General features: G+C 61.9%; 14 protein-coding genes. 5 read left to right on the plus strand and 9 right to left on the minus strand.

Translation table 11 applies throughout. The features are described 5' to 3' along the window. Positions 1–28 precede the first annotated feature (28 nt). From ACF8R3_RS17185 to ACF8R3_RS17210, 6 genes are all read right to left on the minus strand, one after another. Positions 29–883, minus strand: coding sequence for an alpha/beta hydrolase (locus ACF8R3_RS17185; protein WP_196121902.1), 855 nt, complete (start codon positions 881–883; stop codon positions 29–31). Beyond that, a complete protein-coding gene (locus ACF8R3_RS17190) occupies positions 880–1668 on the minus strand; it encodes an alpha/beta fold hydrolase (RefSeq protein ID WP_392515931.1) in 789 nt (262 codons plus the stop codon). The genes ACF8R3_RS17185 and ACF8R3_RS17190 overlap by 4 nt, the downstream gene beginning before the upstream one ends. Before the next feature lie 91 nt (positions 1669–1759). Next, positions 1760–2134: a hypothetical protein gene (locus ACF8R3_RS17195; protein WP_058639964.1), complete on the minus strand. Its 375-nt coding sequence runs from the start codon at positions 2132–2134 to the stop codon at positions 1760–1762. 132 nt (positions 2135–2266) lie between these two features. After that, a complete protein-coding gene (sixA, locus tag ACF8R3_RS17200) occupies positions 2267–2725 on the minus strand; it encodes a phosphohistidine phosphatase SixA (protein WP_078478820.1) in 459 nt (152 codons plus the stop codon). Further along, positions 2722–3069, minus strand: a complete 348-nt coding sequence (locus tag ACF8R3_RS17205) for a DUF4389 domain-containing protein (RefSeq protein ID WP_058602678.1) — start codon at positions 3067–3069, stop codon at positions 2722–2724. Before ACF8R3_RS17205 ends, sixA begins: the two co-directional genes overlap by 4 nt. 36 nt (positions 3070–3105) lie before the next feature. Then, positions 3106–4131: an NAD(P)H-dependent glycerol-3-phosphate dehydrogenase gene (locus ACF8R3_RS17210; RefSeq protein WP_058602677.1), complete on the minus strand. Its 1026-nt coding sequence runs from the start codon at positions 4129–4131 to the stop codon at positions 3106–3108. A 201-nt stretch (positions 4132–4332) separates the two neighbouring features. Here ACF8R3_RS17210 and ACF8R3_RS17215 point away from each other — a divergent pair, with 201 nt between their 5' ends. From ACF8R3_RS17215 to fabB, 5 genes are all read left to right on the plus strand, one after another. Then, a complete protein-coding gene (locus ACF8R3_RS17215) occupies positions 4333–6447 on the plus strand; it encodes a TonB-dependent receptor plug domain-containing protein (RefSeq protein WP_392515932.1) in 2115 nt (704 codons plus the stop codon). Next, entirely contained in the window at positions 6447–7337 is an 891-nt protein-coding gene (locus tag ACF8R3_RS17220) for an ABC transporter substrate-binding protein (RefSeq protein ID WP_392515933.1), read from the plus strand. The genes ACF8R3_RS17215 and ACF8R3_RS17220 overlap by 1 nt, the downstream gene beginning before the upstream one ends. Then, positions 7334–9265 carry an ATP-binding protein gene (locus ACF8R3_RS17225; protein WP_058639737.1) on the plus strand — a complete coding sequence of 644 codons (1932 nt, stop codon included), beginning with the start codon at positions 7334–7336 and terminating at the stop codon, positions 9263–9265. The genes ACF8R3_RS17220 and ACF8R3_RS17225 overlap by 4 nt, the downstream gene beginning before the upstream one ends. A gap of 207 nt (positions 9266–9472) precedes the next feature. Beyond that, positions 9473–9988 (plus strand): 3-hydroxyacyl-[acyl-carrier-protein] dehydratase FabA, encoded by a 516-nt coding sequence (gene fabA / locus ACF8R3_RS17230; protein WP_023533607.1) that lies wholly within the window; start codon positions 9473–9475, stop codon positions 9986–9988. An 11-nt stretch (positions 9989–9999) separates the two neighbouring features. Beyond that, positions 10000–11220: a beta-ketoacyl-ACP synthase I gene (gene fabB, locus ACF8R3_RS17235; protein WP_058639738.1), complete on the plus strand. Its 1221-nt coding sequence runs from the start codon at positions 10000–10002 to the stop codon at positions 11218–11220. 94 nt (positions 11221–11314) lie between these two features. On the opposite strand, the gene ACF8R3_RS17240 is transcribed toward fabB, so the two are convergent. The 3 genes from ACF8R3_RS17240 to htpG all read right to left on the minus strand — a co-directional run bounded on the left by ACF8R3_RS17240 (position 11315) and on the right by htpG (position 15123). Then, positions 11315–12319, minus strand: coding sequence for an amidohydrolase family protein (locus tag ACF8R3_RS17240; RefSeq protein WP_392515934.1), 1005 nt, complete (start codon positions 12317–12319; stop codon positions 11315–11317). A 108-nt stretch (positions 12320–12427) separates the two neighbouring features. Beyond that, positions 12428–13153, minus strand: a complete 726-nt coding sequence (locus ACF8R3_RS17245) for a dienelactone hydrolase family protein (RefSeq protein WP_392515935.1) — start codon at positions 13151–13153, stop codon at positions 12428–12430. 65 nt (positions 13154–13218) lie between these two features. Then, complete coding sequence (gene htpG / locus ACF8R3_RS17250) at positions 13219–15123, minus strand: molecular chaperone HtpG (protein ID WP_058602670.1); 1905 nt, start codon at positions 15121–15123, stop codon at positions 13219–13221. Positions 15124–15132: the final 9 nt, after the last annotated feature.

The following is a 15132-nucleotide window of genomic DNA, read 5'->3' on the forward strand; positions in this document are numbered from 1 at the left end:
CCAAGCCTCGACACTTGTCCGGTGCAAGTCAAGCAAAGCCAAAGAAGCGATTGAAACAGTCTGCTACAAGCGTTGCGCCCTGCTCATCGTTCAGGTGCAGGTGATGGCCACCGGGCAAGGTCACCTGTTCAAAGGGTAGCTGCTCAAGCAACCCCTCGCGACGCGCCAGCATACCCTGCGCTGCCACCACCAGGCAGCCGGGGCACTTGACGTGCCGCACGTAGGCCATCGCCTGGGCTTGCGTCAGGCGCATCGGCGAGGGCAAGGTCAGGCGACTGTCGCTGCGCCAGCTGTAGCCACCGGCCACGGGCATCAGCCCACGCTGGGCCAGCAGCTCGGCCGCTTCGCGGCTCACCGCGACCATGCCCTTCATGCGTGCCTCCACGCCTTGGTCCTGGGTGCTGTACACCGACTTGCGCTTGGTATCGAGGCGCATCTGGGCGCGCAGCGCCATCCCCAGCCGCTCGGCAGCATCCTGCTCCTCACCGGTAGGCGGGATGAGGCCATCGATGAGCGCCAGGTGGCTGACACGCTCGGGCAATGCGGCGGCCAGTTGCACGCTGATGATAGCGCCCAGTGAATGCCCCAGCAGGGCGAAGCGCTCCCAGCCAAGTTGCTCGGCTGCGCGCACGATGTCGTAGGCGTAGTCGGCCAGCGCGTAGCCGGCACCCGGCGGACGATGTTGCGAATGGCCATGACCGGCCATGTCCAAGGCCACGATGCGCAGGCCCCGAAGGCGGGGCGCCAGGCGCGCGAAGCTGTTGGCGTTGTCCAGCCAGCCGTGCAATGCGATCACCGGCAGGCCGTCCTCGGGGCCGAACACGTGGCCGGCCAGCTCGATATGGCCAAGGTTCAAGCGTATGTCTTCGACCTGGATATTCATGCCTGACCCCACCGATCGAACAGGCCCTTGATCAGGCTGGCGGTATCTTCCGGGTGCTCAAGCGGGAACATGTGGCCACCCGGAACGCTGTGATATTCCCCCTTCGGCATGCCCCGCACCGCCAAGGCATTATGACGACGCACCACGGTACTGGCCTGACCACGGACCATGGCCAGCGGCAGGTGCAACTGCTGAACAGGCGCAGGGCTCAGGTGGGGTACGTTGCGATAGATGCTGATTTCGATAGCAGGATCGAAGCGCAGGCACAGCGCGTGCTGATGCTCGTGCAGGCCATGCTCGACGTAGGCATCCAGGCAGTCGGGGTCGAAGTGGCGGAACAGTGATCGGCTGGCGAAATAGGAACGGGCACTGAGCCGATCTTCGAATTCGGCGCGCCGACCTAGCGTCCGGCCGGCCGGGGTAATGCGGTCGATCAAGCCCAGGTGCTTGGCAGCGCGCAGCAGCCACTGGTCTGCGCGGGTCAGCACGGGCGAGTCGAGCATGACCACGCCCCGGTAGAGCTCAGGTCGCCGCAGGGCGGCATGCAAATGCAGAACACCCCCTAACGAATGTCCCACACCCCATACGGGGCCTGGCTGCTGCTCAAGGTGGTACAACAGCTCGTCCACCAGGCTCTGCCAGTTGGCGTCTACCGGAAAGCGCGGATCGTGGCCGTGCTGGGGCAAGCTCTGCACAGAGTAGTCCGGCGCCAGGGCGGCGAACAACTTGCCGTAGGTTGCCGACGGAAACCCATTGGCATGGGCAAAGAATATCGGTTGCGGCATGGTGGGCTTCCGGGCGCAGAGAGTGGCCCATTGTGGTTGTCCACCAAGCCCCAGGCAACGTTCGGAAAGGTCATCGGCAAGGGCGATCAGGTCAGGCCGATCGATCAAAGCTACCCAGCGAGCGGCGCAGACACGCCTTGATGAAGGCTTGCTGGCTTTCCAGCGCCTCGCGCGCCAGACGCTGGTCTTCAGCGTCAAGATCCAATCTGCGCAGCGCCAGGCAGCTGGTTTGTATCAGGTGGGCCACGCGGGTGCAGGCTAGCTGCAAGGCAAGCAGTTCCTGCTCGGCTTGCTGACGTCGACCTTCCTCAAGCGCCGTGTTCGCCTCGATCTTGCGCATCAGGTGATAGAACTTGGCGTCGGAGACCTCCCGCAGCAAGCTGTGCTGGGCGTGGTCCAGGGCGATGCCTTGCTCGACCTTCTCCGTGGTGGTTTGCAGGTTCAGCGAGCACAACAATTTCAACATTTCGCCCGTCATCGACCCAACCTTATGCCTGTTCTTTGTGACTAAGCTAGCAAGTCGCAATCGATTGAAACAACTAACAAAAATGCCAGTTGCCTCCATTGCAAACCTGTATGACGTAGCCAGCGCAGGCAATCAGCAGGACATGTGCAAGGCGCGCAGCGACATCAATCCCGCCAAGGGCCAATCCCCTTCTAGCTCCGCTAGGCTTGCCGTGCCCATGGCGGCCGGCCGCTGCAGGTGACCGTGCTCGAGCAACCCGACTAGGTGGCCGACCAACGGCTGGTGGCTGACCAGCAGCACGTGATCCAGACCAAGGCGTTCAATCTGGCCGATCGTGTGTTGCACATCGCTCTCGGGCATCAGCCACGGCACCGTGCGTACCGGCTCGCTAAACCCCAATGCCTCATGGACCAACGCAGCGCTCTGCTGCGCCCGAACATAAGGGCTGGCAATGATCGCCTGCAGTGGCTTGCCTGCCAGGTGTGCAGCGCTGTGCAGAACCTGCTCGTGACCGCGCGCGGTCAAGCGCCGCTCGGCATCGCGGGTGGCTCGCGGCTCGGCTTCACCGTGGCGCAACACCCACAGGTTCACAGCTTGGGCTCTCGGTCAGGTTCAGCAGGCGCAGGCGCGCGCGCCACATGGGGCGCCTCGCCGTCCGCCGGGCGTGGTGCTGGCCAATCGGCAAACGGCCAGGGCTTCTGATCGGTATGGAAGGTGCCGAAACGTCCGATCTGAGCCAGGTACTGGCTCAGGCTATCGCCAACGTCCATCACGCTGGCGCTGGGCGCACCGTAGATCAGTCGATAGATCAACTGGACTACTACCAGACCGGCCAGCAGCAACTCGGCCAATTGCCAGACCACCAGGAAAACCAGCATCCAGACCACGCGCAGGATCAGGGACTCGCGCTGGGCATGTTCAGGGGTATCGTTCATGTGTCGCTCCTTGCCGTTTGCCAGGGTTATCAGGGTTCAGTTGAAGCCGCTGGTGGAAATGAAATCGACATCGGTCTTCGGCTCGGCGCTCATCAGGTGCTCGATCACCTGATTCAACGTGCGGCCTTCGAACAGGATGGCATGCAGGCCGGCGACCAGGGGCATGTACACCTGCGCCTGCTGGGCCTTGGCCTTGAGTACCTTGAGGGTGTTGACGCCCTCTGCCACTTCCCCCAGCCGACTCACCGCCTCATCCAGGCTCAGCCCTTGGCCGAGCGCGTAGCCCACCTGGTAGTTACGACTCTTGGGTGAGGAGCAGGTGACGATCAGGTCGCCCACGCCGGCCAGGCCCAGGAAGGTCATGGGGTTGGCGCCCTGACTGACTGCAAAGCGGGTCATCTCGGCCAGTGCGCGGGTGATCAACATGCTCTTGGTGTTCTCGCCCATGCCCAGCGCCACTGCCATGCCAGCGATGATGGCGTAGACGTTCTTGAGGGCGCCACCGAGTTCCACGCCAAAACGGTCACTGCTGGCATACACGCGGAAGGTCCTGCCATGCAGCACAGCCTGCACCTGTTGGCACAGGCGCTCGTCTTCGCTGGCCACCACAGTGGCAGTCAGGGCGTGCTCGGCAATTTCCCGGGCAAGGTTGGGCCCGGAGAGCACACCTATGCGCGCCTGCGGGGCGATCTCCTCGACGATCTGGCTCATCAGCTTGAACGTCTGGGCCTCGATCCCTTTGGTGAGGCTGACCAGTCCTTTGCCACGCAGCAGGTCGGCATGTGGCGCCAAGACGCTACGCAAGGCACTGGAGGGCAAGGCCACGAAAATCAGGTCGCACGCCTGGAGCGTGGCCAGCAGGTCATTGACCGGCTCTACCCCCTCGTGCAGCCCAATGCCCTTGAGGTAGCGCGGGTTCTCGCGATGCTCACGCATCGCCTGGGCCTGTGCCGGGTCGCGCATCCATTGGCGCACGGGCACACCGTTCTGTGCCAGCAGGTTTGCCACGGCCGTGCCGAAGCTGCCGCCGCCCAGAACTGCAACAGGTTGCTGATCAGTCATATCCAATCCGTTAACACCTAAAATAAATGGCGACCGGCGCATTATACGGGTCACCTGCCCTGCGCCAAGGCCGGTCGGGCATTGCTCGCCCAGGCCAGGTGCATGCCCACTGATCGGCCAGCATCAATACCGCCGCAGATCACTGGCAAAACGGCAAAGTTCATTTACCATGCCGGTTTACCCACGATACAAGGCCGCTCCGTGCTCCCTGGCTCGCCTCCCTACCCGCGGCTGTTGCTGTTGACCGCCCTGCTCGGTGCACCTGCGCTGGCAGATGACTTGTTCATCGACAACAGCGACCTGCCACAGGTTTTGACTGCAACACGCCTCAAACAATCTCCGGCTGCGGTGCCAGGGAGCATGACCGTGCTCGACGGCGCCTTGATCCGGGCCAGCGGCGCGCGTGACATCCCCGAGCTGCTCAGGCTCGTGCCAGGGATGATGGTGGGCTATTTGGCTGGCAATCAACCGACCGTCAATTACCACGGCAGCAACGTCAACGAAGCGCGCCGCATGCAGGTGCTGATCGACGGCCGCTCGGTGTATCGGGCCGGGCTGGCGACGGTGGACTGGAGCGATATCCCGCTGGCGCTGGAAGACATCGACCGAATCGAGGTGTTCAGAGGGCCGAACACGGTCAGCTATGGCGCCAATGCCCTGATGGCCGTGGTGAACATCCTCACCCGCAATCCTGCCGACAGCCACGGCACGCGCCTGAAAGTCACGCGCGGGCAAAACGGCATCGACGACTTCTATGCCAGCCAGGGCTTTGGCTGGGACAACGGCGATATGCGTCTGTCCATCTCGGGCCTGCAGGATGATGGGTTCGACCATGACCAGTTCGGCCAGCACTACCGTGACAGCCGCCGCGCCACACGTTTGAACCTGAGCGCCAGCCATGCCCTGGCGCAGGACCAGACACTGGACTGGCAACTGGCCGCCAAGGAAGGCACCAACCAGCGGCCTTATACCTACCAGCCAGTGTTCCCGTTCGTGACCCAGCGCGGCAAGGATGCCGACGTCAAGGCCATGGACTATGCAGGCTCGGTGCGCTGGAACATCGACTTTGCCGCTGAACACAGCCTGTACGTCCAGGGTTCGGCGCAGCACTTCGACCGCCAGCAAGTGTGGCGGGCCTGCGACGCGGCGTTGTCCTTCAGCCCTGAACTCACCCGCCTCTGGCAAATGAACCCCAATTACGCCGAACGGGTAGCCCGCGGCGCGAACAACCCGCCCCCTAGCAGCAACCCTCAGGAGCAGGCCCTGGTCGATGCGATCAAGGAGCAGTGGAACAACCAGGGCGGCAGTGACGTGGTGTGCGGCGATGTCGACCAGAGCACGCGTGAAACCCGCTATGACCTGGAAATCCAGGACACCTACAGCCTGACCGACAGCCTGCGCCTGCTCAGCGGCATGAACTATCGCTATGATCGTGCCGACTCGCAGACCTACTTCAATGGCAGCGTGGACGATCAGACCTGGCGGCTTTTCGGGCAACTGGAGTGGCGAGCCGACGAGCACTGGATCGTGCAGGGCGGCGCCATGTTCGAGGATTCGCGGCTCTCTGGCAGCTCGCTTACCCCACGGTTGGCGGTCAATTACCTGATCACTCCGCGCCATGGCCTGCGCGCCGTCTATTCCGAGGCGGTACGTTCGCCTGACATGTTCGAAAACAACGTCAACTGGAGCTACACCGTCAAGAACCTGATGCCCTACGCCTTTGGCCAGCAGCATGGCGAATACTTCGTCAAGACCCGCGGCCCTGGTGACCTGGAGCAGGAGCACATGCGCTCGCGTGAGCTGGGCTACAACGGCTACTTCAGCGATCTGGACCTGAGCATGGACCTGAAGGTGTTCTTTGATGAGATCACCGGCATGATCAGCGAGCCGCTCAAGAACAACCAGTACATCGCCAGCAATGCGAACCGCGCGCGCTTCAGCGGCAGCGAGGCCCAATTCGATTGGCGCCCTACCCTGCGCGACCGGCTGCGGTTGACCTTCGCCCATGTCGACGCCTGGGCCAGCAATCCTGCCGACCGCAACCTCAGCGCCAGCAACAGCGGCTCAGTCGGCTGGATGAGGGACTGGGGCCACGGCTGGTCCAGTGGTGCTTTCTATTATGGAGACGATGCCCTTAATCAGTACCGCTACGAACGCCTGGACCTGCGCGTGGCCAAGCGCTGGCGCGTGTACGAGAGCACCCTGGAACTGGCAGCCCTGTGGCAGCAACGCCTGGATGATGAGCCCACCACGGCCGTGCAGAACCGCTACGACAGCCGGCATCGGCTGAGCCTGAGCGCGGAGCTGGAGTTCTGATGGTTCGGTTGCTGCGCCTGTTGGTGCTATGGCTGTGGCCATTGGGACAGTTGTCCGCTAGCGAAATCCTGCTGGTCGGCGCCCAGGACCAGCCGGGCATCCGCAGCTTCATCGCTGCCCTGGAAAGTCGACGCCCCAATGACCACGTGCATTTCCAGGCTGCCAGCGAGCTGCCTGCGCCGGGCCGGCTTGACCTGGACCTGCGCTTGGTGTTGCTGGACGATGAGGCACTGCAATGGCGCCTGTCGCAAACCGCCGGGCCACCGGCACTGGCCATGAGGGTCAGCCGGGTGCAGGTGGAACAGCGCCTGGGAAAGTCACGCCCCGGGTTTCTCACCTTGCTGTGGAGCGACCCGCCGCTGGATCGGCAACTGCGCTTGACCCGCTACCTGTTGCCGCAAGCCAGGCGCATCGGGGTGCTGTACGGTGAGCACAGTGGGTTTCTGCTGGATGAGCTGCGCCGTGCCGCGCAACCGCTTGGCCTGGAGATCGTGGCACAGGCTTGGCCCGACCCGCGGGACAGCCGCCCCTTGCAATACCTTCTGGGCAGCAGTGACGTGCTGCTCGGGCTCGATGATCCGGACCTGTACAATTCCAAGACAGCGAAAAACCTGTTGCTCAGCAGTTACGGCCGTCAAATGGCCCTGATCGGCCCCAATGCCGGATTCGTCCGTGCCGGCGCGCTGGCCAGCACCTTTAGTGACCAGCAAGATTGGCTGAGCGTGCTCGACAGCCTGCTCGGGCAATCGCCTGCGCGCTGGCCCCGCAGCCTCTACCCAGCTCATTTCGGGGTCAGCGGCAATCAGCAGGTGGCACGGGCGCTGGGCCTGGAGCCCATTGATCCCGATGCCGCTGCCCAAGCCCTGGCTGCTGGAGAGCGCACCCCATGACCAAGGGCCTGAACTGGGACATTCATACGCGCACACAGATCATCAGCCTAGGCCCGGCGCTGCTGCTGACGCTGCTTTTGATCAGCTTCTTCACGTTCGTGCGCATCCAGGATTTGCGTCAGGAGCTCAACCACACCGGCCAATTGATTGCCAACCAGCTTGCGCCCGCGTCCGAATACGGAGTCATCTCAGGCAACAATGAAGTGCTCGAAGGCCTGATGCGCGCCACCCTGAGCATTCCCCACGTGCGGTTTCTGGAGGTGCAGGACAGCCGCAACCATATTTTGGTGTACGTCGAGCAGTCTGACGAAAGCACCAACCGCGCCCAGCAGGTGGAGGTGTTTCAGGCGCCGATTCGTCTGCAACAGATTCGACTCGAAAGCGATTTCCTCCAGGAAGGCCTGGCGGCTGCCCCGGCTATTGGCGATGACTACCTGGGGCGGGTCATCGTCGGCATGTCGGACGATGCGTTCAGTCAGCGTCAGCAGGAGATCGTGATCAAGGCCGCCGTGCTGGCGTTGTTCGCACTGCTGTTCACCTTCCTGCTGGCTCGCCGCCTGGCCCTGAGCCTGGCCAAACCCATCAGCGACATGGGCCATGCCGTCAAGGCCATCCAGCAGGGTCACTACGATACGCCCGTTCCAGTGGTGGACGACAGCGAGCTGGGGCATCTGGCCCGGCACATCAATAATCTGGCCCGTGCGCTGGAGCAGGCCAGTACCGAGCAGAAGACAGCCATTGCCGAGCTGATCCAGGCTCGCGAAGAGGCCGAGCAGGCCAACCGCGCCAAGTCCGATTTCCTGGCCATGATGAGCCACGAGCTGCGCACACCGCTCAACGGTGTACTGGGCATGCTGCAATTGCTCGAAACCACCTCGATGAGCAGCGAGCAGGCCGACTACACCGCAGTGGCGAGCGAGTCGACGGGGCATCTGCTGCGGGTCATCAATGACATCCTCGATTTCTCGCGGATTGAACGGGCGGCCTTGCAGCTCGAGCACATCGACTTCAACCTCGGCGAGCTCATCACCCACTGCGTCCAGTCATTCCAGCATGCAGCGCAGCAACAAGGGCTGACGCTGGACTTGAGCCTGGCCGAGAACACCGCCCAGTTGCAGGTGAACGGCGACCCTACCCGGATCCGGCAGATTCTCCTGAACCTGATCGGTAATGCCCTGAAGTTCACCGAACAGGGGCAGGTGCGGGTCGAGGCCCGTTGGCAGGTGATGGATGAGCAGCGCATCTGGCTGACATGCAGCGTGCAGGACACGGGTATCGGCATCGACAACGATCGCCTGGAGATGATGTTCGTCGCGTTCCAGCAGGCCGACAGCTCGATTTCCCGTCGCTACGGCGGCACCGGCTTGGGCCTGTCCATCGCGCGCACCCTGGCCGAACGCATGGGTGGGCACCTGCATGGCCAGAGCCTCGAAGGCCATGGCTCGACCTTTACGCTGGAGATGCCCCTGGCATTGCCAGCATTGACGCGCCGGGCCCGCCACGTTGCGCCGCCCGGCCAGCTTGCCTGGACCGAACCCACCAGGGTATTGCTGGTCGAAGACAATGCCGTCAACCAGAACGTCACCGAGGCCATGTTGCGCAGCCTGGGCGTTGAGGTGAGCACGGCCGATGACGGTCAGCAGGCCGTGGAGCAGGTCAGGCTGCAGCATTTCGCCGCCGTTTTCATGGACTGTGGCCTGCCCTACATGGACGGTTACGAGGCCACGCGTCAATTGCGCCTGCTGACAAACGGCGCGCACGTACCGATCATCGCCCTGACCGCCAATGCGTTGCAGGGTGACCGCGAACGGTGTATTGCCGCAGGGATGGATGACTACCTGAGCAAACCCCTGCGCCGCAGTGAATTGCAGCAGGTGCTGGCGCGCTGGCTGCCAGGACAGGCAACCGCGACTGGCGATAAATGCTAAAGTGCGGCAGTCTTAAACACTGGACAGGACTCCTTTCGGACCTGAAAATAGACATTTCAGTGCACACCTGTACTTCTTTCGACAGGTGCGCTGTGACTTTCACTACAACGCAATAGTCTACCTGTAGGCTGCCGACCCGCTCGCGATGCGTGACGGGCCGGCCGGGAAGATTCATCCCCTGCCGCAGGGGGTTATTGAGGAGCTCGCATGACCAAACAACACGCCTTTACTCGGGAAGACCTGCTGCGCTGCAGTCGCGGTGAGCTGTTCGGCCCAGGTAATGCGCAACTGCCCGCGCCGAACATGCTGATGGTCGATCGCATCACCCACATCAGTGAAGAAGGCGGCAAGTACGGCAAAGGTGAATTGGTCGCCGAGCTGGACATCAATCCTGATCTTTGGTTTTTTGCCTGCCATTTCGAAGGCGACCCTGTGATGCCAGGGTGCCTGGGCCTCGATGCCATGTGGCAGCTGGTCGGCTTTTTCCTGGGCTGGCAAGGCCTGCCGGGCCGCGGTCGTGCACTGGGTTCCGGTGAAGTGAAGTTCTTCGGTCAGGTGCTGCCCACCGCCAAGAACGTCACCTACAACATTCACATCAAGCGCGTGCTCAAAGGCAAGCTGAACATGGCCATCGCCGATGGTTCGGTCAGTGTCGATGGCCGCGAGATCTACACCGCCGAAGGCCTGCGGGTCGGCGTGTTCACCTCCACTGACAACTTCTAAGGGTTATTCGCATGCGCCGCGTCGTTATCACTGGTCTGGGCATCGTGTCGTGCCTGGGCAATGACAAAGCTACCGTCACCGAAAACCTGCGCAACAGCCGTCCGGGTATTCGTTACAACCCGGAATACAAGGAAATGGGGCTGCGTAGCCAGGTTTCCGGCTCCATCGACCTCAATCTCGAGGAACTGATCGACCGCAAGGTCTTCCGTTTCGTCGGGCATGCGGCTGCCTACGCCTATCTGGCGATGCAGGACGCCATCAAGGACTCCGGCCTGACCGAAGAGCAGGTCTCCAGCCCGCGTACCGGCCTGGTTGCCGGTTCCGGTGGTGCATCGACCCTGAACCAGATGGAAGCACTGGATACCCTGCGCGAAAAAGGCGTCAAACGTGTAGGCCCCTACCGGGTAACTCGCACCATGGGCAGCACTGTTTCGGCGTGCCTGGCGACGCCTTTCAAGATCAAGGGCATCAACTACTCGATCTCTTCTGCATGCGCTACATCGGCCCACTGCATTGGTACTGCACTGGAGCAGATCCAGTGGGGAAAGCAGGACATCGTGTTCGCCGGCGGCGGTGAAGAAGAGCACTGGAGCCAGTCGTTCCTGTTCGATGCCATGGGCGCCCTGTCGACCAAGCGCAACGAAACCCCGGAACTGGCCTCGCGTGCCTATGACGCAGACCGCGATGGCTTCGTCATCGCCGGTGGCGGTGGCATGGTGGTGGTCGAAGAGCTCGAACATGCCCTGGCCCGTGGCGCCAAGATTTACGCCGAGATCGTCGGCTATGGCGCCACCTCCGACGGCTATGACATGGTCGCGCCAAGCGGCGAAGGCGCCATCCGCTGCATGCAGCAGGCGCTGTCGACCGTCGATACCCCGATCGACTACCTGAACACCCACGGCACCTCTACCCCAGTGGGCGACGTTGCCGAAATGAAGGGCGTTCGTGAAGTGTTCGGCGAAAATGCACCGAAGATCAGCTCGACCAAGAGCTTGTCCGGTCACTCCCTGGGGGCTGCCGGTGTACACGAGGCGATCTACTGCCTGCTGATGATGGAGAACAACTTCATCGCCGGCTCGGCCAACATCGACGAACTGGACCCGGCGGTCGCTGACTTGCCGATCCTGCGCAAGACCGAAGAAAATGCCAAGATCGATACGGTCATGAGCAACAGCTTCGGTTTCGGCGGCACCAATGCCACCCTGGTGCTCAAGCGCTGGGAAGGCAAGTGATTCGCTGACGCGCCAATAGAAAACGCCCCGACTGGTTCGGGGCGTTTTCATTTACGTTGTAAAAAAGATCCCGTTGGGCACGACGTGACCTGTGTCATTTCCCCTTGGGCAGTAAAGCCAGGAAGTTGTCCTTGGCCACGCGCCTGGCCACGTCCTCGGGCAAGGCATCCAGAAATGGCCTGAAACTGTCCATCTCCTCCCCCAGGCTATCGAAGCGGCCGACCACATCCGAGCCCAGCATGAACCGCGTCGGATACCGCTTTACCAGCGCCAGCCAGGCTTCGCGTGGGACGCCTTGCTCATCGAGCAGGTAGGGCTTGAGCACACTCCACGACAGGTCCACGTACAGGTTCGGGTAATCCTCGAGCAATAGCGTCAGCACGGGCAGCAGAAAATCCATCTGTGTCTGGTGCCGGTGAATTTCCATGCTGCTGCCAGCGTGTGCCCAGATGAAGCGCGTATGCGGATGATTGCGCAGGGGCTCTTCGATCTCGGCCAGGTACAAAGGGTTACGCTCGCGCTTGGAGGTGATATTGGAATGCAACAGCACCGGCAGGTCGCGCTCGGCGGCCAGGTGATAGACCCGGGTCATGGCTTCGTTGTTGGCACGCGGGGTTTCACCGCTGGTCAACGCCGTCAGGTCATCGTGACGGGTGAATACCTCGCCGATACCCTGCCAGAGGCCTGGATAAAGGTCGAGCATGCGCTCGATATGGCTCACGGCATTCTTGTCGACTGGATTGAAGCCGGTCAGGAAGGGGTGAAATCGCTTGCGCTGTTCGCCCGACAACTGCTGCAGCGCCGCTGCCACGTAAGTATCGGTGGCACTGTACCAATAGGCGTCGGCATCGTCGCCGGCGTAATAGCGGGGGCGCTTGGGCTCGTCTTCATGCCATTTCTTGGCAACGGGGATGCCGGAGATCATCGACTGATCGATGCCTGCAGCGTCCATGGCCCTGAGCAGCGCCGGCATACCTTCGGATTCCTGGAAGAAATCCACGTAATGCAGGTGCGCATCGCTGTAGCGGTATTCACGGGCCTCGGCACCTGGGCCAAGCCAGGCGGTCAACGCTACGCAGGCCAGTGCTCTGGCGATCATGGTTGGCTTCCTTGTAAGGGGCAAACCTACTAGACCGGCAAGGGCAGCGTGCGGTTCGCCAGCCCTGCCATCAACGCAGCGCTGGCAATCGCTCCGGTCACGTGCGCGCTAGCGCTGGAATACCTCGGCCAGCAGGTTGTGCATCGCGCGGAAGGCCCGCTCGGACGTGCGCCGGTCATACTGCGTCTTGCCAGGCACATTGGCATCCGGGTCAGTGAACGAATGCACCGCACCGCCATAGCTCACCAGTTGCCAATCGACTTTGGCGGCGTTCATTTCATTTTCGAACGCCGGGAGCTGCTCTTGGGGCACCAAGGGGTCGGATGCGCCATGCAGCACCAGGACCGAGCCCTTGATGCGTTTGGCATCCTCAGGGTCAGGCGTGTCCAGTGTGCCGTGGAAGGAGATCGCTGCACGCAGATCAGCCCCCGCGCGCGCCAGTTCGAGTGCACAGCACCCCCCGAAGCAGAACCCGAAGGTCGCCACCTTGCCGGGGCTCAGCGGCGCCTTGGACTGGCCCAGCAACTGGGCAAGGGCGCCTTCCATGCGCCTGCGCAACTCGGCGCGGTCTTCTTTGAGCGGCATCATTGCAGCGCCCGCCTCATCGGCATTCGCCGGGCGAACGGTCTGACCATAGAGATCGACGAGCAGCACCACATAACCTTGCGCTGCCACTTCCTTGGCGATGCGCTCGGCCCCTTCGGTCACGCCCATCCAGTTGGGCGCCATCACCAGGCCAGGCCGATCCAGGGCGCCAGGCTCATAGGCCAAACGGCTCTCGAAGGTCTTGCCGGACAGGTGGTGGACCAGTGATTCGACGACTACTTTGCTCATGCTGTACTCCTTGAGGCTGCACCATGAAAAAAGCCCGCCGAAGCGGGCTTTAGCCATACGTCAATTCAAGCAGACAACTCGACCAACAGCTTGTTCAGGCGCCGCACGTAGGCTGCGGGATCTTTCAGACTGTCACCGGCTGCCAGCGCGGCCTGGTCGAACAGAATGTGCGACAGCTCGGCGAAGCGGTCCTCGCTCTGTTCGTGATCGAGCTTCTCGATCAGCGGGTGGGTCGGGTTGAACTCGAAGATGGGCTTGGAATCGGGCACTTTCTGGCCGCTGGCTTCCAGAATCTGGCGCATCTGCAGCCCCAGGTCCTGCTCGCCGATGGCCAGAATGGCTGGCGAATCCGTCAGGCGATGGGAGACGCGGACCTCGGCGACGTTTTCGCCCAATGCGCTTTTCAGGCGCTCTACCAGGCCTTCCTTATCCTTGGCGACTTCTTCCTGGGCCTTTTTGTCTTCTTCGGTATCCAGTTTGCCTAGGTCCAGATCGCCACGGGCCACATCCACGAACGCCTTGCCGTCGAATTCGTTCAGGTAGCTCATCAGCCACTCGTCGATGCGGTCGGTCAGCAGCAACACTTCGATGCCTTTCTTGCGGAAGACTTCGAGGTGCGGGCTGTTCTTGACCTGCGCGTAGGACTCGCCGGTGAGGTAGTAGATCTTGTCCTGCCCTTCCTTGGCGCGGGCCAGGTAGTCGGCCAGCGACACGCTCTGCTCGCCGCTTTCGTCGTGGGTAGACGCGAAGCGCAACAGGCCAGCGATCTTTTCCTTGTTGGCAAAGTCTTCGGCCGGGCCCTCTTTCAACACCTGACCGAAGTTCTTCCAGAAGCTCTTGTACTGCTCTGGCTCGTTCTTGGACAGTTTTTCGAGCATGTCCAGCACGCGCTTGGTCAACGCGGTCTTCATCGAATCGATGATCGGGTCTTTCTGCAGGATTTCCCGCGACACGTTCAGCGACAAGTCGTTGGAATCCACCACACCCTTGATGAAGCGCAGGTAAAGCGGCAGGAACGACTCGGCCTGATCCATGATGAACACGCGCTGAACGTACAGCTTCAAGCCACGCGGCGCTTCACGCTGGTACAGGTCGAACGGGGCGCGGGCAGGCACGTACAGCAGCGAGTTGTATTCAAGCTTGCCTTCGACCTTGTTATGGCTCCAGGCCAACGGGTTTTCGAAGTCATGGCCGATGTGCTTGTAGAACTCCTGATATTCCTCGTCCTTGATCTCGGTACGCGGACGGGTCCACAGGGCGCTTGCACGGTTGACGGTTTCCCACTCTTGGGCTGGCTGCTCTTCGCCTTCGGCTGCTGTCTGTTCCTTGGGCAACTGAATTGGCAGGGCAATGTGATCGGAGTACTTCTTGACCACGTTGCGCAGGCGCCAGCCATCGGCGAATTCCAGCTCGTCCTTTTTCAGGTGCAGAACAATGCGGGTACCGCGCTCAGGCTTGTCGATGGTCGCGACTTCAAACTCGCCCTCGCCCTTGGACGACCAGTGCACGCCTTCGCTGGCGGGCTGGCCCGCGCGACGGCTGTAGACATCGACCTGATCAGCCACGATGAATGCCGAGTAGAAGCCCACGCCAAACTGACCGATCAGGTGCGAGTCTTTCTTCTGATCGCCGGTGAGGTTCTTCATGAAGTCGGCAGTGCCGGATTTGGCAATGGTACCCAGGTGAGCGATGACGTCGTCGCGGCTCATGCCGATGCCGTTGTCCTCGAGGGTGACCGTACCGGCCTCCTTGTCGAAGCTCAGTCGAATCTTCAGGTCCGCATCGCCTTCGAGCAGTTCGGGCTTTGCCAGCGCCTCGAAACGCAGCTTATCGGAGGCGTCGGAGGCGTTGGAGATCAGTTCGCGCAGGAAGATCTCCTTGTTCGAGTACAAGGAATGGATCATGAGGTGCAGCAGTTGCTTCACCTCGGTCTGGAAGCCCAGCGTTTCTTTTTGAGTCTCCACGCTCATGTTCTTCAA

The organism is Pseudomonas sp. FYR_7, from assembly GCF_043106155.1.
GTDB lineage: Bacteria > Pseudomonadota > Gammaproteobacteria > Pseudomonadales > Pseudomonadaceae > Aquipseudomonas > Aquipseudomonas parafulva_B.

What these genes read in the sequence shown, in the direction of transcription:
- ACF8R3_RS17245 (WP_392515935.1), bottom strand. Translation starts at nt 13,153, where the DNA reads ATGAGCAAAGTAGTCGTCGAATCACTGGTCCACCACCTGTCCGGCAAG.
- ACF8R3_RS17210 (WP_058602677.1), bottom strand. Translation starts at nt 4,131, where the DNA reads ATGACTGATCAGCAACCTGTTGCAGTTCTGGGCGGCGGCAGCTTCGGC.
- fabB (WP_058639738.1), top strand. Translation starts at nt 10,000, where the DNA reads ATGCGCCGCGTCGTTATCACTGGTCTGGGCATCGTGTCGTGCCTGGGC.
- ACF8R3_RS17185 (WP_196121902.1), bottom strand. Translation starts at nt 883, where the DNA reads ATGAATATCCAGGTCGAAGACATACGCTTGAACCTTGGCCATATCGAG.
- ACF8R3_RS17205 (WP_058602678.1), bottom strand. Translation starts at nt 3,069, where the DNA reads ATGAACGATACCCCTGAACATGCCCAGCGCGAGTCCCTGATCCTGCGC.
- ACF8R3_RS17190 (WP_392515931.1), bottom strand. Translation starts at nt 1,668, where the DNA reads ATGCCGCAACCGATATTCTTTGCCCATGCCAATGGGTTTCCGTCGGCA.
- ACF8R3_RS17225 (WP_058639737.1), top strand. Translation starts at nt 7,334, where the DNA reads ATGACCAAGGGCCTGAACTGGGACATTCATACGCGCACACAGATCATC.
- fabA (WP_023533607.1), top strand. Translation starts at nt 9,473, where the DNA reads ATGACCAAACAACACGCCTTTACTCGGGAAGACCTGCTGCGCTGCAGT.
- ACF8R3_RS17195 (WP_058639964.1), bottom strand. Translation starts at nt 2,134, where the DNA reads ATGTTGAAATTGTTGTGCTCGCTGAACCTGCAAACCACCACGGAGAAG.
- ACF8R3_RS17220 (WP_392515933.1), top strand. Translation starts at nt 6,447, where the DNA reads ATGGTTCGGTTGCTGCGCCTGTTGGTGCTATGGCTGTGGCCATTGGGA.
- htpG (WP_058602670.1), bottom strand. Translation starts at nt 15,123, where the DNA reads ATGAGCGTGGAGACTCAAAAAGAAACGCTGGGCTTCCAGACCGAGGTG.
- ACF8R3_RS17240 (WP_392515934.1), bottom strand. Translation starts at nt 12,319, where the DNA reads ATGATCGCCAGAGCACTGGCCTGCGTAGCGTTGACCGCCTGGCTTGGC.